Raw genomic sequence first — 16,990 nt, forward strand, 5'->3', positions numbered from 1 at the left:
TACGATGAGTCTAGAACGCAAAGACGACCACGACCACAAAGCCTGGATGGAAAAGCGGGACCTGACGCCGGTGGAGTCGATCTACCTGTCGGTCCTGGTGTGGTTCGACAAGCGGCTGCGCATCGTCGACTACCTCGAGCTGCTGGAAGACCTCTACTACAAGGTCAACATGCAGATGCCGAAAAGCCACACCGAGCAGTACAATCTGGACAACAAGTTCTGGTACTGGTATCCGCTGTACGCGCTCGGGTCTTTCTCGACGATCGCGTACATCGTGGCGGCCATCTCCGGGGCGCTTCTGGGCTTCTATTACGCCCCCGCCGCAGCGGCGGCCGACGGGACGCCGACGGTTGCCTACCAGCAGATCTCGCTGATCATGACGGACCTGAACATGGGCTTTTTCCTCCGCTCGCTGCACCGGTGGTCCGCCCAGGTGATGGTCGCCGCCGTCTTCCTGCACATGCTCCGGGTCTACTTCACCGGCGCCTACAAGGAACCCCGCGAACTCAACTGGATCATCGGCATCGTCCTGATCTCGCTGACGATGGTCTTCGGGTACACGGGGTACCTGCTGCCGTGGGACCAGCTGGCGTTCTGGGCCGGCCAGATCGGCGTCGAAATGGCGCTGTCGATCCCGCTCATCGGCGAGTGGGTCGCCCAGCTGCTGTTCGGCGGCTTCACGCTCACCCAGGCCACACTGCAACGGATGTACCTGTTGCACGTGTTCCTGCTGCCGTTCGTCGTGACGGCACTGATCGCCGTCCACATCGGCATCGTCTGGATGCAGGGCATCGCGGAACCGCACTAAGACAATGACCGAGGAAACCACTACCGACGCGGAGGAACCGACCGAGGACGTGGCCACCGACGGCGGCGAGGAAGCTGCCACGGACGGCGCGGGGCCGGGCATTGTCCCGCCGGACGACGAGACGCCGACCTGGAGCGAGCGCAAGCAACGCTCACAGGGGCTCTCCCGGCTGACCTACGAGTACTTCGAGCGGGCCCGCCGGGAGGACCAGGACCTGCGCCAGGAGTCGAGCTACGTCGAGCGGGACGTGCTGGGCTTCCCGGCCTGGCCCCACGAGATGATCCGCAACCTCGCGATCACCAGCTTCTTCGTGGGGATGATCATCCTGCTGGCGGCGACGCTGCCGCCCCACATCGAGCCGCCAGCCAACTCCGGGTCGACGCCCTCGATCATCCTTCCGGACTGGTATCTCTACTGGTCCTTTGGCCTGCTGAAGCTCGGGCCGCTGAACCCCGACCTGAGCCTGCTGGGCGGGCAGAAGCTGATGGCCGACCGCACGTTCGGCGTGCTCGCGAACCTGGTCGTCGTCGGCGCCATCGCCATCGTCCCCTTCCTGAACAAGGGGGCGGCCCGCCGGCCGGTCGAGCAGCCCTTCTGGGCTGCCGTCGGGTTCGGCGGCGTCGTCTTCGCCTTCACCATCGCCGCCTACTCGGTGAACAACCTGATCCCGATGGACCCGCCCCTGCAGTTCGACCTGGCCTTCCTGCTGCCGGTGCTGGGCGCCTGCATCGCCTACTCGGTGCTGAAGTCGATGCGGGAGGGGTACATGTTCGACCTGAACCGGCGGTACTACCGGCTCCGGCCGCCGAAGTAGATGGCCGGCGCCGGCGACGCCGACCCCGACGAGCCGGACGCGTCGGTTGACCGCCCGCGCCGCGCCGACGACGGAAAGGACGTCGTCGTCCCGCTCCGGCTGTACAAGACCGTCACCGTCTTCTCGACGCTGTTCGCAGTCGTGTTCGTCCTGGCGGGCTTTGTCATGCTCGACTCGGCGACCAACCGGGCGACCGCCGAGCTCTCGGAGGTCGACCCCGTACTGGGGGTGCTGGGGCTCGCGTCGCTGGTCTTCGGGGCCGCCATCTACGCCTTCTCCACGCGGTTTCGGACCGAGGAGATGGGAAAGGCTAAAGACGACTCTGACGAAGACTCAGATAATGGCTGACGAGTTCGCCAAAGGCTTCGGCATCTTCGTGACCGCCGGACTCGGCTGGATGATCCTCGGCGGGTGGTACAACACGCCGGACTTCGAGACGCAGCTGTCCGCGCCCGACCCCGAGCAGGCCGAACTGTACGGCCAGATCGCCATCGCGCTGAAGGACGCCCTGTTCTGGTTCGCCATCCTCGGGGCGCTGACGTTCTGGGTCGTCATCCCGGCCATCGAGGAAGCCCGGACCGCACTGAGCGAGTGAGCCGGCCTCCGGCCGCCCGCCCGGGCCACCGGTCGCCACTCGGGTCGGCAGTCTCCCGCGAGCCGTGCGGGCAAGCACAACCCCTTTGCGGTGTCCGTCCGTAGCAGCCGTCGATGTCGAACTGCGACGAATGCGGCAAGCGCGAGAGCATGCCGTACCAGTGTCGGCACTGCGGCGGGACCTTCTGTGCCGAACACCGGCTGCCCGAGGCCCACGACTGCCCCGGGCTGGCCGAGTGGGGCGAGCCCGGGGGCGGCGACGGCGTCTTCGATTCGGGCTTCGACGATTCCGTGAGTACCGAAGACGACGAGGGTCTGCTCGGCGGGCGGGTCGACACCGGCGTCGGCGGCCCGCTGGGCTACGTCCGCGGGAACATGACCTTCGTCTTCCTGGGGCTGATGTGGGTCACCTTCGCCGTCCAGCTCGTCTTTCAGGTCGCCACCGGTCTCTACCCGCTCTCGGCGGCGACGATCAACGCCAACCCCGAGGCGTACCAGCTGTACAGCGCCATCTTCACGCTCTCGCCGGCCCACCCGGAGTACGTCTGGACCTGGGTCACCTCCATCTTCTCACACGGCGGGTTCGCCCACATCGCCATCAACAGCATCGTGATCTACTTCTTCGGCCGGCTGGTCGAGGACTACATCGGGTCGAAGGCCTTCGCGGGCCTGTTTCTCGCCAGCGGCGTGGTCGCCGGTCTCGGACAGATCGGCGTCCAGATCCTCGAGATCGGCTACATTCCCGGCTCGATCTTCGAGGCGATCAACGCCGGCGGCGCGGGCGTGCTCGGGGCCAGCGGCGCGGCACTGGCCGTCATGGCCGTCCTGACTGTCTTCAACCCCGGGCTCCGTGTCTACCTGTACTTCCTCATTCCCGTCCCGCTGTGGCTGCTCACGGCGGGCTACACCGCGATCACCGTCCTCGCCATCGTGGGCGGCGGGGTCGGCTCCGGCGGCGTCGCACAGGTCGCCCACCTCCTCGGGCTGGTCATCGGGCTGGCCTACGGCTACCGCGTCCGTGACCGCGTCAGAGTCCCCCGACAGCTCCAGTTCGGCGGCCCCGGCGGTCCGGGGGGCGGCCCGGGCGGCCCGGGTGGACCCGGCGGCCCGGGCGGCCGGGGCCGTGGCCCCTTCTGATGGAGCTCGCCCGCCCGCGGTTTCTGCCGGACGCCGACCGCTCGCGCGGGGAGATGGAAGCGCTCCAGCGCGAACTCGCGGCGGAAGCCGTCTTCACGGACGACCTGGAGGGTGACCCCGGGAGGCTCGGCACCCACAGCGGGCCGCCGGTCGCCGGGGTCGACCAGACGTTTCGGGAGCGTGAGGGCGGCGCCGAGGAAGCCGTGAGCGCGGCCGTACTCGTCCGCGGCGGGCGGGTCATCGAGCGCGCGAGCGCCGTCCGCGAGACCGCGGTCCCGTACATCCCCGGGCTGCTCTCCTTCCGGGAGGGCGAGGCGGTGCTCGCCGCGTTACAAGCCCTGGCGGGCGAGCCCGCGGTGACGCTGGTCGACGGGAGCGGCCGGATCCACTTCCGGGAAGCGGGCCTCGCCACGCACGTCGGCGTCACACTCGATACGCCGACGGTCGGCGTCGCGAAGAACCTCCTCTGTGGGCAACCGCGGCGGTCGGTGGACGGGCTCGAGGAAGGGGAGCGGGTCGCCATCGAGGCCGACGACGACGTGAGCGCCCCCGACGGGACCGTCATCGGCTACGCCGTCCAGACCCGCCAGTTCGACTCGCCGAACCGTCACGTCAACCCCGTCTACGTCAGCCCCGGCCACCGGGTGAGCGCGGCGACCGCCGCCGAGGTCGTTCTGGCGTGTACCGCGGGCTACAAGCTGCCGGAGCCGACGCGGCTAGCCGACGCCGCCGCCGACGACCTGCGGTGAACGAAGACTGCCAACACGGGGGGCTTTCTTGCTGGTATTACCGCCTTCGACAGCAGGCCCACGACCAGCGCGCGACCGCCGACAGTTAACTGTCCCCCCGCCGTCGGGGCGGGTATGGAGGAGACGGCCCTGGTCACCGGCTGTTCGTCGGGGATCGGACGCGCGACCGCAGAGCTATTCGCCGAGGAGGGCTGGACCGTCTACGCGACTAGCCGCGACCCAGCCGACGTCGCCGACCTGGCGGAGGCGGGCTGTGAGACGGCCGAGCTCGACGTGACCGACGCCCGCGATGTCGAGCGGGTCCGCGACCGGATCCTCGAGGAGACCGGCCGGGTCGACTGTCTGGTCAACAACGCCGGCTACGCCCAGTACGGCCCCCTCGAGGACATCCCGACCGACCGCTTGCACGAGCAGTTCGACGTCAACGTCTACGGCCCCCACCGGATGGTCCGGGCGGTCCTGCCGACCATGCGCGAGCAGGGCGAGGGGACCATCGTGAACGTCTCCAGCATCAGCGGCCGGGTGTCGACGCCCGGCTACGGGGCCTACGCGGGCTCGAAGTTCGCGCTGGAGGCGATGAGCGACGCGCTCCGTGCGGAAGTCGAGGGCCTGGGGGTCGAGGTGGTGCTGGTCGAGCCCGGTCCCGTCGAGACCGGATTCCGGGAACGAGCAACGGAGAGCCTCGAGAACACTGAGTTCCGGCCGGAGTACGAGTGGGTGTACGACTTCTTCGAGGACCGCGCGGCCGTCGACGCCGACTCGCTGTTCGCGGTCGGCCCCGAGGAGGTCGCCACCACTATCCACGACGCCGCCAGCGTCTCCGACCCCGACCCGCGGTACCCGGTCGGGCGGGCCGCCCAGGTCATGCTGCTCGCGCGCTTTCTCCCCCACCGACTCCGGGACGCCGTCTACGGGCTGGTCAGCCGCCTGCCCTAGTCCAGGCAGGCCGCCACGACCTCGAGCAGCGCCTCGCCGCGGACCTCCTCGGCCAAAAGCGGCACCCGGCGGACGTCGTAGGCCCGGAACAGGTCCTGGGAGGCAGCGAGCGCGCGCTGCTGGACCTCCCACCGGCGGGCACAGAACTCGCAGTCGGTGTGGTTGGGCGCGACCAGCGCCGAACTGGCGTCGGCGTCGAACTCCGTGACCTCTGTGGGGTCCTGCATGACGCGGTTGACGACGACGGTCCCCACGGGGATGCCGAACTCGGCGAGCCGGTCGAGCAGGCGCTCGGACTCGCGGACGCTCAGCTCCTCGGGGACCATCACGACCCGGAAGTCCGTCTTCGCGGGGTCCCGCAGCAGCGTTCGCAGTTCCTCGATCCGGTCGGCAAAGTCCCGGAGCCCGTCGATCCCCTCCTCCTCGTCCTCACCGCCGAGCAGCCCCTCGAACATCCCCCCCATCCGCTCGCGCAGGGTGACCAGACGGCCGACCATCGAGTCGAGCATCTCCGGGAGTTCGAGCAGCCGCAGCGTGTGACCGGTCGGCGCGGTGTCGACGACCACCCGCTCGAACCGGGGGTCGTCGAGGTATTCCATCAGCAGCCGGATGGCGGCGGCCTCGTCGGAGCCGGGCATCGACCCACCGAGCGGGTTGGCGGCGTCGCCGCCGAGCAGGCCCGCAAGGGGATTCCCGCCGGCTCCATCGCCGTCCCCCCCGGCGAACGGGCCCTCCGCAAGGGCGTCCTCCGGGTCGATCTCCGCGGCGTAGAGGCTCTCCCGGATCTGGGCTGGCTCGGCCGGGATGTCGGCCTCCAGGGTGTCCGAGAGGGAGTGTGCGGGGTCCGTCGAGACGACCAGTGTCGGCGTGCCGCCGCGGGCGCTTGCGAGTGCCGTCGCCGCGGCCATCGTCGTCTTGCCGACGCCGCCCTTGCCGCCGTAGAGGACGTACTCGGGGGCGTCGACGCCCGCGGGGGCGTCGGCGTCGATCTCCTCGACCGGCTCGACTTCCAGGTCCATACCCGGCCTTCGCCGCGGGCAGTTGTGTGCCTTACGAGCCGGGGACCACAGCCGGCCGAAATCCTACGACCGAGAGGAACGGGCTGCCCGGACCTCGGCACCGTCCCGGAGCTTGTCCTCGCAGTTGGGGCACACCCGGGGGCCGTCTTTCTCGTATCCCTCGGGTGCGAACACGCGGACGTAGCGCTCGGTGACGAAGCCGCCGCAGTTCTGGCAGGTGGGCATTCTTTGCACGACTCGTCGGCGCACGTAAACACCTTGCGTTACCCGTCACTCGCCCAGAAGGTCCGGAGCTTGTCGGCGAGGAAGTCGGGGGTCATCCGGACGAACTCCGCCCGTTCGGCCGGCGAGAGGTACTCGAAGACGCTGTGGCGGGCGCCGGGGACGTACCGCCGGCCCACCAGCGCCCGGACCCCGCGCTCCTCCGTGCCGCGGATGACGCGGCCGATGGCCTGGCGCGCGCGCCGGACGGCGGGGACGGTCAACGCGTATTCGAAGGCGCGGTCCTCGCCGAAGGCGTCGGCGTAGGCCCGCCGGACCGCCCGGACCCGCGGCGAGCCGATGTTCACGAGGGGGACGCCGACCACCGCACACAGCCCCAGCTTGTCGCCGTCGTAGTCGACCCCCTCGGTGAGCGTGCCGCGGGTGCTCGTCACCAGCACCTTCCCCTCGCCGGCGAAGAAGTCCCGTTTCAGCCGCTCGGTGGCCTCGTTGGAGGAGGACTCGTCGACCAGCACGGGCTTGTCAACGGCCTCGCGGAGGTAGTCGCCGGCCCACCGGGCCTCCCGGTAGTTGGGCAGCGCGAGCATGACGTTGCCCGGCGACCGGGCCAGCGTCCGGAGGGCGTGGGCGTACTCGTCGCGGGTCCGGTTCCAGCCGTCGGGGTCGGCCTGCTCGGCCGGGTCGCCGCGGTTGTGCGCGGTGAAGGGCTCGGCGTCGACCAGCCAGGAGGCGCGGTTCTCCTCGGGGAAGGGCAGCCCGTAGCTGCGCTCGATGACCGGCCGCCCCTCCCTGCGCAACGCCTCCAGCCCCGAGACTTCCGTGAAGACGGAAAGCGGCGCGAGCGTCGCGCTCATCAGGACGCCCCCGCCGAGTTCGTCGAAAATGTCCCGCAGGGACTCGCCGGGCATGCACTCGAAGCGCACCAGGCCGGCCGTGTAGGCGGCCTGCCAGGGCTCGCCGACCGCGCGCTCGTCGGCCGGGGCGTGCTCCAGTTCGAGCTCGCGGAAGCTGGCGGCGTGGTCGGCCTCGTACCACCGGCGCAGGAGGACGCCGACGCCCGCGGCGACGGCCGACCGCTCGCCCAGCTCCGAGAGGGTCTCCTCGACGGCCGCGCCGACCGCCGGGAGCGTCCGCCAGTCCGCCCCGGTGTATCCCTCCCGTTCGGCCCACTCGGTCAGCTCGTCGCGCTCGACGGTTTCGGGGTCCCGCAGCGGTACCTCCCGGTCCCGCTCGGGCAGCGTCCGGGGGTCCGCGCGCCACTCCGGGCCGTGTTCCTCGACCAGATACGCCGCGACCCGGTCGTCCAGCCAGCCGATGACGTCGTCGTAGAAGTCACGCGCACGCTCGACGGCGTCGAGGCTCACCTCGTGGCTTGCCAGCCGGTCGGCAATCTGGCTGCGGCGGTCCTCGCCCTCACGGGCCCGGGTGAGCAGGCTCGCGCAGTCGTTGCGCGCCCGGACGAGCGTCGCGCGCCCGAGCCGGTCGGAGAGCAGGTCCCGGACCCGCTCCTCCAGGCGGTGGGCCTCGTCGACGACGACGAAGGTGTCCTCGTCGAGAATACTCGCCAGCAGCGGCCGGGAGTCGGGGTCGAAGAGGTGGTTGTAGTTGCCGACGACAACCTCGGCGGCCTCCAGCAGGACGCTCATGACGCGGTGGGGGCAGGTCCCTCGCTCGGTCGCGGCCGGGAGGTACTCCTCGGGGGTCACCACCCCGTGCTCACCGACAGCAAAACCGACCGGCGAGCCGCGGTTGCGGGCGTACCAGTCGGCCTCGAAGGGGCAATAGAGCGGACCGTCGTCCTCGCCGTCGCTCATGTCGGCGGGCGCGGCGGGCTGGCTGTGGCGGTAGGGGCTGGTCGCGCCCGCCGTCGACAGCGACTCCTCGGCGAGGGTGCGCTGGCCGGCCGCGTCCGGCCGCGCGGCCGCCGCCAAGTCGGCGCCGCGCTGTGGGTCCCACCAGACGTCTTCGGCGGCTCCAGGGACGGCCGCCTCCGCGGCCGGCCGGTCATCGCTCGTCCCCTCGCTCTCGACGAGGCCGGCGGTGTTCTCCCGGAGGTCCTCGCAGCGGTCGTGGGTGGAGGTGTCGCCGAAGACTTCCTCGCGGCCGTAGGGACAGAGGTCCCGCTTGCCGGTCAGCGAGACCCCCCGCAGGGGCTCCTCGAGGCCGGCGTTCATGGTCCGGAGGTCCTCGACGAACTGGCGCCGTTGCTGTTTGACCGGCGTGACCACGAGCACGCGCTCGTAGTCGCCCCCGCGGACGAGCGCGGCGCCGGCGGTCAGCGCGGCCATGGTCTTGCCGGTCCCGCAGGGTCCTTCCATGGCGAGGTAGCCGCGGGCTCTTCCGGCCTGCATGGCCGACTCGACCGCGTCGGCCTGGTTCTCGTAGGGCTCGGGGAAACCGAAGTACTCGCGCCAGTCGGGGCTGCCGGCGCCGTCGCTGCCGGCTCCCCCGGCGTCGGCCCCGTCGGTGTCGGCGCCGTCTCCCATCAGGTGCCCTGGGGCGCCCTCGGGTTTGAAGCTTTAGAACGGAGCCCCGGAGCGCGTCGCCAGCCCCGTCCCCCGCCGCTTTTGCCGGTCGCCCCCGAGGGAGTGGTATGGACGCACACGCCGAGGACCCGCCGGTGGAGGAGCGCGCCGGGGAGGCGCTGCGGGAGGCCGGCGAGACGGTCGCCGTCGCCGAGGCCGCGGCCGGGGGACTGGTGGGCGCGCTGCTCACCGCGCCGCCGGGCGCCAGCGACTACCTCGACCGGAGCTACGTCACCTACAGCTACGACTCCTTGCGGGAGGTGCTGGCGGTCCCCCGGGAGACGCTGGACGAGCACGGGGCAGTCAGCGAGCCGGCGGTCGCGGCGATGGCCCGGGCCGCCCGCGACCGCGCACGGACGGACTGGGGGCTGGCGGTCGCCGGGGTCGCCGGCCCCGGCGGCGGGGTCGCGGACCGGCCGGTGGGGACCTGCGTCGTCGGCGTCGCCCGCGCCGCTCCCTGGGAGAGCGGCGACTCGGAGACGACCACCGAGCGCCGCGTCCTCGACGGGGAGAGCCGCTCCGACCGCCGCGAGCGGTTCGCGCGGCAGGCAGTGGCGGACCTGCTGGCGGCAGTCCGGGCCACACGGGGCTGACACGGACGCGGCGGGCGCCCCGTCCCGACCGGGCGTAGTGCGGTAGGCCGATACTTCCGGACTGCGACGGTGCGTAAGGGAAGCTTTGTAACCCCGCCGCCCGCCCCTCAGGGTGTGAACAAACGCGGCCACGTGCTGAACGCGGCGTTGCTGGCCATCGGCTTCGGCTACGTCCTCAACCCCGACGGCGGCGTCGAGACCTTCCGGACCATCGCGGAGGTGTCGGTCCCGGTCATCCTGGGGGCGCTGTTTCCCGACGTCGACACCGCGTTCGGCAAACACCGCAAGACGCTGCACAACCTCCCGGTGCTCGCGGTCGTCGGTGCCTACCCCTTCTTCTTCGCGAACCTCCAGTGGGTCTGGCTGGGCGTCGTGACCCACTACGTGCTCGACGTGCTCGGCACGACCCGGGGGATCGCCCTCTTTTACCCCCTCTGGGACCGCGAGTTCGACGTCCCCTTCGGCGTGCCGGTCGACAGCAAGTGGTCGGGGGTACTCACTGTCGTGATCACGGCCGTCGAACTCGCGGTCATCGCCGGGCTGGTCTACTACGCCCCGCCGGCCGTCCAGCAGGTCACCGAGGGCCTGGGGCTGGGGGCGCAGACGCTCGGGTTCTAGTAGACCCGGACGTCGTCGAAGCGCCCGTCGTAGGCGACGTGGCCGGGGTGGGTCGGCTCGGTGCCCGAGAGGTAGACGCGGTCGAACTTCTTCCAGGAGTTCTCCCAGCCGAGGTGGGCGAACTCCGCGCCGCGGCGCAGCAGGTGGGCCGGGCCCCGCCGGTGGTCGACCTGGCGGGGCACCCCCTCCCGGACTGCCGTCAGGACGTCCGCCGGCTCCTCGAGGTCGGCCTCGAAGGTCGTCCAGCACTCCCCGACCGTCCCCCGGAGGTGGGCGTAGGAGGAGGTGAACGCGGGCAGGCCCATGTCGGCGGCGATCCGGCGGGCACGGCTGTTGTCCCAGGGGAGGTGTTTGGGGTTGTAGACCTCGACGGCGTCGACCTGGTCGCGGTAAGTCTCGAGGTGTTCGCGGCCGAGGCTGACGGTGAGAAAGCCGGGGTGGGGGACGAGCACGAGCGCGTCCTGGGCGGCCAGTTCGTTCATCGTCCCCTCCAGCGTGAGGAAGTCGGGAACCGGCCGCTCCAGGTCGAGCGCGAGGACGTGCCGGCGGGTGCGCCAGTCGCCGGTGAACAGCTCGCGGCCGGGCACCACCAGCAGGTCGTCGTCGGAGAAATCCTCGGCGCGGTCGACGACGTCCGGCCAGCGGGTGAAGTGGGGGGCGTAGACCAGCGCGTCCAGGTCCCGGGCCTTCGCCCGGCGGACGACCCGCTCGTCGAGCACCTTCACGTGCATGTCCACGCGCGTCCCGTCGGTCACGCCCGAACGTGCCCCCGCGTCGCTCTTAGGCGTTCCCATCTCTCAGCTCGTGCCGGTTCCCGGGGGTCGCCCGGCAGGCAGCCACGACCGGGACCGTCACCCCTGGTGGATCTGCGTGTACGACCCCACCAGCGCCCCGGAGAGGTCGAGTCCCCGGATGTCCGCTTCGGAGTCGACCAGCGAGCTCTCGACCCTGCCGTCGGCGACGGTCGCGCCGGGGAAGACCACCGAGCGCTCGAGGTCGGCGTTTCTGACTGTAGCCCCCTCCATGACGTGGACGTTCGCGCCGACTGCAGTGTCCTCGACGGTCGCGGAGTCGGCGACGACCGACTCCCCCTCCAGCGCCCACTCGATGGCCTCCAGGTAGCTGTCGGGCGTGCCGATGTCGTACCACGCGCCGTCGAAGCTGAACGCGTACACCGGCTCGCGGTCGACGAGCCACTGGATGAACCAGCCGGGCTCGTCGGGGTTGTTATCGCCCGCCAGGTACTCACCGAAGCGGACCGCGTCGGCGGGGAAGGCATAACAGGCGATGGAGACGAGCGTGCTCGGCGGGTCGTCGGGCTTCTCTTGGAAGTCGACAACCTCCTCGCCCTCGATGTCGACGAGGCCGTATGATTTGGCTTTCTCCCGGGAGCCGACGTCGTAGGCCGCGAGCGTCGGCGCCTCCCGTGCCTCGAAGAAGTCGATGAACTCCGCGATGTCGAAGTCCATGAGGTTGTCACCGGCGACGACGAGCAGGTCCTCGTCGGCGACCTCCTCGCGGTCGACGAGCTGAGCCAGCGCCCCCACGACGCCGAACTTCTCGTCTTCCTCGGTGGTGTCCTCGACGCTCAGCCGGGCCTTTCCGTAGCCCTCCGCCGCGATGTGCTCGCGGAAGTCCTCCGCGAAGCGTTCGTTGGTCGAGAGGAAGACCTCGTCGACCCGGTCGTCGGCCTCGAGACCGGAGAGCACGCGGTCGATGACGGTCGTCTCGCCGACCGGGAGGAGCATTTTCGGACGGTGGCGGGTGACCGGCCACAGACGCGTCGCGTACCCCCCGGCGAGCACGACTGCCTTCATGTCACAGACGACCGAGCGGGCGTGTATATCCCTTTTCATCCATGAACCGGGTGGCGCCCCGCACTTCCCGGCGACCGACCACGCGTGCGGAACGTGACCCGGCAGGTGGCGCGCGCTGTCGCGGCTCCGGCCGCGACAAGCGCCGTGCGAGGGATGAGCGACCGACCAAAGGGAGGGAGCGAATCGGTTGGGGAGGTATGTGGCGTGCGTTGCGCGAACGGAGTGAGCGCAACGAGGGGGCGAGTAGCGCGGAGCGAAGCTCCGCGGACCGTGCGAGCGGGCCGTGCGCGGCGCAAAGCGCCGCGATGGCGGGGCGGTGAAACCGCCCCGCTGCCCGCGAGCAGACGGCGCCGGCCGCGAGCACGGGCGGGACTGGAAGGGGCGAGTGTTTCTGCTATTTACAGTCGTACTGTCACAACCAAGTCCCCACGAAGCGCACAAGAGGTTTACCGGCTGACGCCGACCCCGAAATATGCGCGAGGCAAGCCGGACCACCCGCGAGCGGATCGCCGACCGCCTGCGCGAGGAGACGCTGGCGGCGGGCGAACTCGCCGCCGAGTTCGAGATCCGGACGGCCGAGGCCCTGGACCACGTCCGGCACGTCGCCCGGTCGCTGGAGCCGACCGGGGAAGACCTCCTGGTCGCGCCGCCGACCTGCGAGGAGTGTGGCTTTTCGGAGTTCGACGACCTGGTCAACCGTCCCAGCCGGTGCCCGGAGTGCAAGAGCGAGGCCGTCACCGAGCCGGCCTTCCGGATCGAGTGACCCCCGGTGGTCAGCTATCGTCGTCGGCCCGCCACTCCTCCTCCAGGGCCCCGTACCAGAGCGCGTCCCGGTACTCGCCGTCGATGAATGCGGCCTCGCGGCTGGTCCCCTCGTGGGTGAAGCCGACCCGCTCCAGAACCTTCCGCGAGGCGTCGTTGAAGTCGAACACGCGGGCCTCGATACGGTGGACGCCGAGCTGGTCGAAGGCGTAGCCGGTCAGCAGTTCGGCGGCCGCCGTGGCGTACCCCTGGCGGTGGTGGTCGGGTGCGACCCAGTAGCCGAGTTCGGGAGTCTCCGGGCCGCCGAGGCCGTTGATCCCGACGGTCCCAACGGGCTCGCCGTCGGCACAGACCAGCAGGTGGACGCCGTCGTCACCGCCGACGACCTCGTCGAAAAAGTCCCGCTCCTGTTGGCCGTTGACCGGGCGATTCCGGCCGATACGGCGCCAGACCTGCGGGTCGTTGACGCTCTCCTGAAGGAACTCCAGGTCCTCCTCCTCGATGGTGTGGAGGTCGACGCTGTCGCCGGGGATGAACACCGGTCCGGGCATACTCCGAGCGTGGGCCGACTGTGGAATGAACGTTTCCCAGGCGCGGTAGCACACCACACAACCGTCTGCACGTCTACCGACTTTGGGAACAGGATGAAAGTCTCGCCCCGCCCGGACAGCCGTATCGGGTGGGGTCGAAAGGGGCGGAGCCTTCTCGCTGTCAGCAGTCCCGGACGCGCAGCGACACGACCCGCAGAGCAGGCCGGGTCTCAGTTCCCGGAGAAGTCGATCCGGCCCCGCGAGGAGAGGTCGTGCTCGCCGGAGGGGCCGACCTCCTCGAACTCGTAGTCCTCGTCGGTCAGGTAGACATTGCCGTCGGCGACGGTCACCTCCAGGCGCTCGATGGTGGCGCCCTCGCAGGGGCCGTGGGTGCACTCCCCGGTCGCGGCCTCGAAGGTGGCACCGTGTTTCTCACAGACCAGTTCGCCGTTCCGGCGGGTCGCGCCGCTGCCCTTGTCCAGGCGGACGTCCGTCCAGTGGGGGCAGTAGTTCCGCAGCGCGACCACTCCGTCGGAGAGCCCCAGGAGGATCGCTTCCTCGCGGTCGAAGCCGTCCCGCACGGTAAAGAGCAGCGAGCCGTCCGCCGGCACCTCCTCGACGGCGGCGATCCGGCTGTCCTCGTCCATACCCCGGCCTCGGCCGGGAGCGGCTTCAACGGTGCGGTCCAGGGCCGGCCGTCGGCGGCCGGTCCGCCCGGACGCTATGTCTCTAGAGACGGGATCTATGTCCCCCGCGCCGCCAGCCCGTCCCATGGCCGACCGACAGAGGCCGACGGGTGAGGCGAACCGGGTCACCAGGCGGCGGCTGCTGGCGACACTCGGCGTGGCGACCGCGACCGGGCTGGCCGGCTGTGGCGGCGGCAGTGACGGCGGCGGGAGCGGGACCGACGACGTGCCGACGGTGGGCGGGACGCCCACGCCGCCACCGGAGATGGAGCAGACACCGACCGAGGCGTCGATGCAGACGCCGACAGAGGCCACCGCGGAGTCCGGGCCCTGGAGACTCGGACTCGACGGGCCCGCTCACCTGCACCGACTTCGCGGGGGAGTACACCGCCTTCGACCCCGGCGAGCGCCGGCTGATCTTCCGGGGCGAGTACCCCACGCCGTACCAGGAGCCCTCCTACGACCCGAGCTCCGTGACGATGCGGACGGCGTTCGGCAGCGACGCCCCGCGAGCGGAGATCCAGTTCGGACAGACGTTCGAGTCGCCGTCGACGCCGATCCCGGAGCGCGATGGCTACGAGCCGTTCACCGAAACGACGTTCAACGGGCAGACCCGCGCCGTCGGTCTGGCCACTGAAACCCCTAACATCCAGGGGATCGCCGTCCAGGCGGAGGCGCTCGTCTCGGGGACGTACGGCGGGAGCGAGGAACGGTTCAGGATACGGATCTTACACAACGTCCTTCCGGAGGGCGACACCGACACCGAGGCCTGCCGGTCGGCGCTGGCCGAAGCTGTCCGACACGCCTTCGAGACGCTCGAGGCCAACCCCGACACGACCGTCGCGGAGACACTGTAGACACGACGGCTCAGTAGTGGGCGTTCTCGACCCGGCGGTCGAACAGCCGTCCACAGAGCTTCGTGAGGGGCCCGACCGGCTTCTCGTAGCCGTCTATCTCGGTCACGGGCCGGACCTCCCAGGTGGAGTTCGTCAGGAACAGTTCGTCGGCCTCCCGGACGTCGGTGCGGTTGTACCGGCCGGTCTCGACCGGAAACGACTCGCCGTCCGCGATGTCCAGCACGACGCCGCGGGTGACACCCGGCAACAGCGGGAGGTTCGCGGTCGGCGTGTACAGCGTCCCGTTGTGGACCAGAAAGAGGTTACTGCCGGCCCCTCCCGTGACGTGCCCCTCCATCGAACGCACCAGCGCCTCGTCGGCGTCCTCGGGGAGTTCCAGGCGTGCGAGGACCCCGGTGAGGTAGCTGTGGGTTTTGACCGCCGAGGGGAGCGCCTCCTCCGGAGGGCGACGGGTCTCGACGGTCCGCAGCGTCGCGGGCTCGTCCCAGGCGCGCTCGCCGTCGGTCCCCCCTCGGGGGAGTTCGTCGACGACGACCGTGATGGTGGGGTCGACCCGCGGCTCCGGCGTGAGTTCCCCGTCCTGAACCCCTCTGGAGACCGACAGCCGGACCGAGGCCTCCGAGAGGTCGTTGGCCTCGAGCGTCTCGGTCACGCGGTCGTGGAGGTCGTCGCGTGGGGGGAGTGCCTCGTCGAAACCCAGCCTGGCGGCGCTGCGCTCGAGGCGGTCGACGTGGGCGGCCCACTCGAAGGGCTCGCCGCCGTAGACACGCAGCCGTTCGAAGACCGCGTCGCCGTACACGAACCCGCGGTCCCGGACGTTGACCGTGGCCTCCGCCGCCGGGAGCAGCGTCCCGTCGACGTGGTAGTAGTCGGTCTCGGAGTCGCTCACGCGTTCAGCGGTTCCGTGCCTGCTCGAGCCAGCCGGTGACCCGTGACTCCGGCGCCTCGGCGGCGTCGGCGACGGTCCCGATGTCGGCGGCCGCCAGGTCCCCGACAGTCTCGATACCCGCGTCCCCCAGCCGCTCGGCGTAGGTCGGCCCGATCCCGTTGATGCTGTCGACGGGCTCCGACGCCTCCCCCGACTCGTCCGGCCCTGCCGACTCCGGCTCGCCGGCCTCCGCGTCGCCCTCTCCGTCGACCGCGGATCCGTCCGACTCCCCGGATTCGGGTTCGTCAGGCTCCGCCGTTGCTTCCCCGGGCGTCGCCTCCGTGCCGTCGTCCGGTTCGGCACCCGCTGCCGGCCCGTCTGTCACCCCGGCATCGGTCTGCGTGGCAGCCCCGCTCCCGGCGGCAGCGCCGGCCGCGCGGTCGTCCGCTCCGCCGGTCCCCTTCACCGCGGCCTCGGTCCCGGCCGCCGGCTCGGCGTCGGGCTCGTGTTCGACGGTCACGTTCGCGGAGCCGCCCTGCCGGCGTCGAGTCTGGCGGTCGTCGCGGCCGAGAAGCGATTTGAGCTTGTCGAGGAGTCCCATAGTTGATAGTTCACACCGCCGGCTATTCAAAGCCGCGCTCGGAGCGCGTCGTTCATCGCGTCGACCGGAGCCTCCCGGCCGGTCCACCGCTCGAAGGCCTCGACGCCCTGGTAGAGCAACATCCACGCGCCGTCGACGGTCGTCGCGCCCGCGGCCGCGGCCTCCCGGAGCAGCCGGGTATCGACCGGCGAGTACACCGCGTCCAGCACCGCGAGGTCGGCGTGCAGGGCGTCTGCGGGCACCGGCGAGACGTCTTCGTCCATACCGACGCTGGTGGCGTTGACCAGTACGTCGGCGTCCGCGAGCACCTCTGCCAGCCTGTCGAGCCCGTGAGCCGTCGCCCCGGCACCGGGCCCCGCGTCGACGGCGGCGGCGAGTTCCTCGGCGCGCTCGGCGGTCCGGTTGGCGACCCTGACGGCCATTCCCGCGTCGGCGAGTGCGAACGCGGCCGCGCGCCCGGCCCCGCCCGCCCCGACGACCACGGCCGTCCCCGCGAGGGCGACGCCGTGGTGGGTCAGCGCCCGTGTGACGCCGGCGGCGTCGGTGTTGTAGCCCGTCGGCGGGTCCGTCCCGAAGTCGACGGTGTTGACCGCTCCCACCTGTTCGGCCAGCGGGGCGGGCTCGACGGCCGGGAGCACCTGCTCCTTGAACGGGATGGTGACGTTCAGCCCCCGCACGCCCAGCGTGGCGGCGCTCTCGACGGCCGCCGCGCCCTCGCTTTCGGGGGGCTCGAAGGTGACGTAGCGGGCGTCAAGCCCGGTTGCCTCGTAGGCGGCCTCGTGCATCGGCGGGGACAGCGAGTGCCCGACCGGGTTCCCGATCAGCCCGTAGACCTGCATACCCGACCGTCGCCG

Annotated in this window: 21 protein-coding genes; 11 read left to right on the plus strand and 10 right to left on the minus strand. The window is 70.9% G+C overall.

All coding sequences use genetic code 11. The features are described 5' to 3' along the window. The first annotated feature begins 4 nt into the window (after positions 1-4). The 7 genes from GN153_RS14500 to GN153_RS14530 all read left to right on the plus strand — a co-directional run bounded on the left by GN153_RS14500 (position 5) and on the right by GN153_RS14530 (position 5,038). On the plus strand, positions 5-808 hold the full coding sequence (locus GN153_RS14500) for a cytochrome b (RefSeq protein ID WP_159904036.1): 804 nt from the start codon (positions 5-7) through the stop codon (positions 806-808). 4 nt (positions 809-812) lie between these two features. Then, positions 813-1,622 carry a cytochrome bc complex cytochrome b subunit gene (locus tag GN153_RS14505; RefSeq protein ID WP_159904038.1) on the plus strand — a complete coding sequence of 270 codons (810 nt, stop codon included), beginning with the start codon at positions 813-815 and terminating at the stop codon, positions 1,620-1,622. After that, the gene (locus GN153_RS14510; protein ID WP_236544828.1) at positions 1,623-1,970 is read left to right on the plus strand and encodes a DUF7315 family membrane protein; all 348 of its coding nucleotides are present in this window, start codon (positions 1,623-1,625) and stop codon (positions 1,968-1,970) included. Continuing rightward, complete coding sequence (locus GN153_RS14515; RefSeq protein ID WP_159904040.1) at positions 1,963-2,217, plus strand: DUF7314 family protein; 255 nt, start codon at positions 1,963-1,965, stop codon at positions 2,215-2,217. The genes GN153_RS14510 and GN153_RS14515 overlap by 8 nt, the downstream gene beginning before the upstream one ends. 113 nt (positions 2,218-2,330) lie before the next feature. Then, on the plus strand, positions 2,331-3,353 hold the full coding sequence (locus tag GN153_RS14520; RefSeq protein ID WP_159904042.1) for a rhomboid family intramembrane serine protease: 1,023 nt from the start codon (positions 2,331-2,333) through the stop codon (positions 3,351-3,353). Then, on the plus strand, positions 3,353-4,102 hold the full coding sequence (locus tag GN153_RS14525; protein WP_159904044.1) for an endonuclease V: 750 nt from the start codon (positions 3,353-3,355) through the stop codon (positions 4,100-4,102). The genes GN153_RS14520 and GN153_RS14525 overlap by 1 nt, the downstream gene beginning before the upstream one ends. Before the next feature lie 114 nt (positions 4,103-4,216). After that, a complete protein-coding gene (locus GN153_RS14530; protein WP_159904046.1) occupies positions 4,217-5,038 on the plus strand; it encodes an SDR family oxidoreductase in 822 nt (273 codons plus the stop codon). Here GN153_RS14530 and GN153_RS14535 read toward each other — a convergent pair. The 3 genes from GN153_RS14535 to GN153_RS14540 all read right to left on the minus strand — a co-directional run bounded on the left by GN153_RS14535 (position 5,035) and on the right by GN153_RS14540 (position 8,765). Then, positions 5,035-6,057: an ArsA family ATPase gene (locus GN153_RS14535; RefSeq protein ID WP_159904049.1), complete on the minus strand. Its 1,023-nt coding sequence runs from the start codon at positions 6,055-6,057 to the stop codon at positions 5,035-5,037. The genes GN153_RS14530 and GN153_RS14535 overlap by 4 nt on opposite strands. A 63-nt stretch (positions 6,058-6,120) precedes the next feature. Then, on the minus strand, positions 6,121-6,282 hold the full coding sequence (locus tag GN153_RS17590) for a DUF7563 family protein (RefSeq protein WP_201287925.1): 162 nt from the start codon (positions 6,280-6,282) through the stop codon (positions 6,121-6,123). Between the two features lie 38 nt (positions 6,283-6,320). Beyond that, positions 6,321-8,765 (minus strand): ATP-dependent DNA helicase, encoded by a 2,445-nt coding sequence (locus GN153_RS14540; RefSeq protein ID WP_159904051.1) that lies wholly within the window; start codon positions 8,763-8,765, stop codon positions 6,321-6,323. 107 nt (positions 8,766-8,872) lie between these two features. Here GN153_RS14540 and GN153_RS14545 point away from each other — a divergent pair, with 107 nt between their 5' ends. Both GN153_RS14545 and GN153_RS14550 read left to right on the plus strand, forming a co-directional pair. Continuing rightward, positions 8,873-9,397 carry a nicotinamide-nucleotide amidohydrolase family protein gene (locus tag GN153_RS14545; protein WP_159904053.1) on the plus strand — a complete coding sequence of 175 codons (525 nt, stop codon included), beginning with the start codon at positions 8,873-8,875 and terminating at the stop codon, positions 9,395-9,397. A 114-nt stretch (positions 9,398-9,511) separates the two neighbouring features. After that, a complete protein-coding gene (locus tag GN153_RS14550) occupies positions 9,512-10,015 on the plus strand; it encodes a metal-dependent hydrolase (RefSeq protein ID WP_159904056.1) in 504 nt (167 codons plus the stop codon). On the opposite strand, the gene GN153_RS14555 is transcribed toward GN153_RS14550, so the two are convergent. Together GN153_RS14555 and GN153_RS14560 are read right to left on the minus strand one after the other, a co-directional pair. Then, positions 10,012-10,746 (minus strand): PHP-associated domain-containing protein, encoded by a 735-nt coding sequence (locus tag GN153_RS14555; RefSeq protein ID WP_159905043.1) that lies wholly within the window; start codon positions 10,744-10,746, stop codon positions 10,012-10,014. The two genes, GN153_RS14550 and GN153_RS14555, sit on opposite strands and share 4 nt — an antisense overlap. A gap of 120 nt (positions 10,747-10,866) precedes the next feature. Then, positions 10,867-11,832: a nucleotidyltransferase family protein gene (locus GN153_RS14560; RefSeq protein ID WP_159904058.1), complete on the minus strand. Its 966-nt coding sequence runs from the start codon at positions 11,830-11,832 to the stop codon at positions 10,867-10,869. A gap of 472 nt (positions 11,833-12,304) precedes the next feature. On the opposite strand from GN153_RS14560, the gene GN153_RS14565 reads away from it, so the two are divergent. Next, positions 12,305-12,595, plus strand: a complete 291-nt coding sequence (locus tag GN153_RS14565) for a transcriptional regulator (RefSeq protein ID WP_159904060.1) — start codon at positions 12,305-12,307, stop codon at positions 12,593-12,595. Between the two features lie 10 nt (positions 12,596-12,605). Here GN153_RS14565 and GN153_RS14570 read toward each other — a convergent pair whose 3' ends face one another. Together GN153_RS14570 and GN153_RS14575 are read right to left on the minus strand one after the other, a co-directional pair. Then, on the minus strand, positions 12,606-13,145 hold the full coding sequence (locus GN153_RS14570; RefSeq protein WP_159904062.1) for a GNAT family N-acetyltransferase: 540 nt from the start codon (positions 13,143-13,145) through the stop codon (positions 12,606-12,608). A 209-nt stretch (positions 13,146-13,354) separates the two neighbouring features. Beyond that, a complete protein-coding gene (locus GN153_RS14575) occupies positions 13,355-13,771 on the minus strand; it encodes a Rieske (2Fe-2S) protein (protein ID WP_159904065.1) in 417 nt (138 codons plus the stop codon). Positions 13,772-14,289: 518 nt separating this feature from the next. Here GN153_RS14575 and GN153_RS14580 point away from each other — a divergent pair. Further along, positions 14,290-14,667 carry a hypothetical protein gene (locus GN153_RS14580; protein ID WP_159904067.1) on the plus strand — a complete coding sequence of 126 codons (378 nt, stop codon included), beginning with the start codon at positions 14,290-14,292 and terminating at the stop codon, positions 14,665-14,667. A 10-nt stretch (positions 14,668-14,677) separates the two neighbouring features. Here GN153_RS14580 and GN153_RS14585 read toward each other — a convergent pair whose 3' ends face one another. The 3 genes from GN153_RS14585 to GN153_RS14595 are packed head-to-tail and all read right to left on the minus strand — an operon-like array spanning position 14,678 to position 16,975. Next, positions 14,678-15,556, minus strand: coding sequence for an aminotransferase class IV (locus GN153_RS14585; protein WP_159904069.1), 879 nt, complete (start codon positions 15,554-15,556; stop codon positions 14,678-14,680). A gap of 4 nt (positions 15,557-15,560) precedes the next feature. Beyond that, complete coding sequence (locus GN153_RS14590) at positions 15,561-16,136, minus strand: helix-hairpin-helix domain-containing protein (protein WP_159904071.1); 576 nt, start codon at positions 16,134-16,136, stop codon at positions 15,561-15,563. 26 nt (positions 16,137-16,162) lie between these two features. Further along, positions 16,163-16,975 carry a shikimate dehydrogenase gene (locus GN153_RS14595; RefSeq protein ID WP_159904073.1) on the minus strand — a complete coding sequence of 271 codons (813 nt, stop codon included), beginning with the start codon at positions 16,973-16,975 and terminating at the stop codon, positions 16,163-16,165. Positions 16,976-16,990: the final 15 nt, after the last annotated feature.

The organism is Salinirussus salinus, assembly GCF_009831455.1.
In the GTDB taxonomy this organism is placed as follows: domain Archaea; phylum Halobacteriota; class Halobacteria; order Halobacteriales; family Haloarculaceae; genus Salinirussus; species Salinirussus salinus.

Bases quoted from the DNA above. Each gene is read 5' to 3' on its own strand.
- GN153_RS14520 (WP_159904042.1), top strand. From the start codon at position 2,331: ATGTCGAACTGCGACGAATGCGGCAAGCGCGAGAGCATGCCGTACCAG.
- GN153_RS14515 (WP_159904040.1), top strand. From the start codon at position 1,963: ATGGCTGACGAGTTCGCCAAAGGCTTCGGCATCTTCGTGACCGCCGGA.
- GN153_RS14555 (WP_159905043.1), bottom strand. From the start codon at position 10,746: ATGCACGTGAAGGTGCTCGACGAGCGGGTCGTCCGCCGGGCGAAGGCC.
- GN153_RS14565 (WP_159904060.1), top strand. From the start codon at position 12,305: ATGCGCGAGGCAAGCCGGACCACCCGCGAGCGGATCGCCGACCGCCTG.
- GN153_RS14500 (WP_159904036.1), top strand. From the start codon at position 5: ATGAGTCTAGAACGCAAAGACGACCACGACCACAAAGCCTGGATGGAA.
- GN153_RS14535 (WP_159904049.1), bottom strand. From the start codon at position 6,057: ATGGACCTGGAAGTCGAGCCGGTCGAGGAGATCGACGCCGACGCCCCC.
- GN153_RS14525 (WP_159904044.1), top strand. From the start codon at position 3,353: ATGGAGCTCGCCCGCCCGCGGTTTCTGCCGGACGCCGACCGCTCGCGC.
- GN153_RS14560 (WP_159904058.1), bottom strand. From the start codon at position 11,832: ATGAAGGCAGTCGTGCTCGCCGGGGGGTACGCGACGCGTCTGTGGCCG.
- GN153_RS14530 (WP_159904046.1), top strand. From the start codon at position 4,217: ATGGAGGAGACGGCCCTGGTCACCGGCTGTTCGTCGGGGATCGGACGC.
- GN153_RS14545 (WP_159904053.1), top strand. From the start codon at position 8,873: ATGGACGCACACGCCGAGGACCCGCCGGTGGAGGAGCGCGCCGGGGAG.
- GN153_RS14580 (WP_159904067.1), top strand. From the start codon at position 14,290: ATGCGGACGGCGTTCGGCAGCGACGCCCCGCGAGCGGAGATCCAGTTC.
- GN153_RS14510 (WP_236544828.1), top strand. From the start codon at position 1,623: ATGGCCGGCGCCGGCGACGCCGACCCCGACGAGCCGGACGCGTCGGTT.
- GN153_RS17590 (WP_201287925.1), bottom strand. From the start codon at position 6,282: ATGCCCACCTGCCAGAACTGCGGCGGCTTCGTCACCGAGCGCTACGTC.
- GN153_RS14595 (WP_159904073.1), bottom strand. From the start codon at position 16,975: ATGCAGGTCTACGGGCTGATCGGGAACCCGGTCGGGCACTCGCTGTCC.
- GN153_RS14540 (WP_159904051.1), bottom strand. From the start codon at position 8,765: ATGGGAGACGGCGCCGACACCGACGGGGCCGACGCCGGGGGAGCCGGC.
- GN153_RS14570 (WP_159904062.1), bottom strand. From the start codon at position 13,145: ATGCCCGGACCGGTGTTCATCCCCGGCGACAGCGTCGACCTCCACACC.
- GN153_RS14590 (WP_159904071.1), bottom strand. From the start codon at position 16,136: ATGGGACTCCTCGACAAGCTCAAATCGCTTCTCGGCCGCGACGACCGC.
- GN153_RS14505 (WP_159904038.1), top strand. From the start codon at position 813: ATGACCGAGGAAACCACTACCGACGCGGAGGAACCGACCGAGGACGTG.
- GN153_RS14575 (WP_159904065.1), bottom strand. From the start codon at position 13,771: ATGGACGAGGACAGCCGGATCGCCGCCGTCGAGGAGGTGCCGGCGGAC.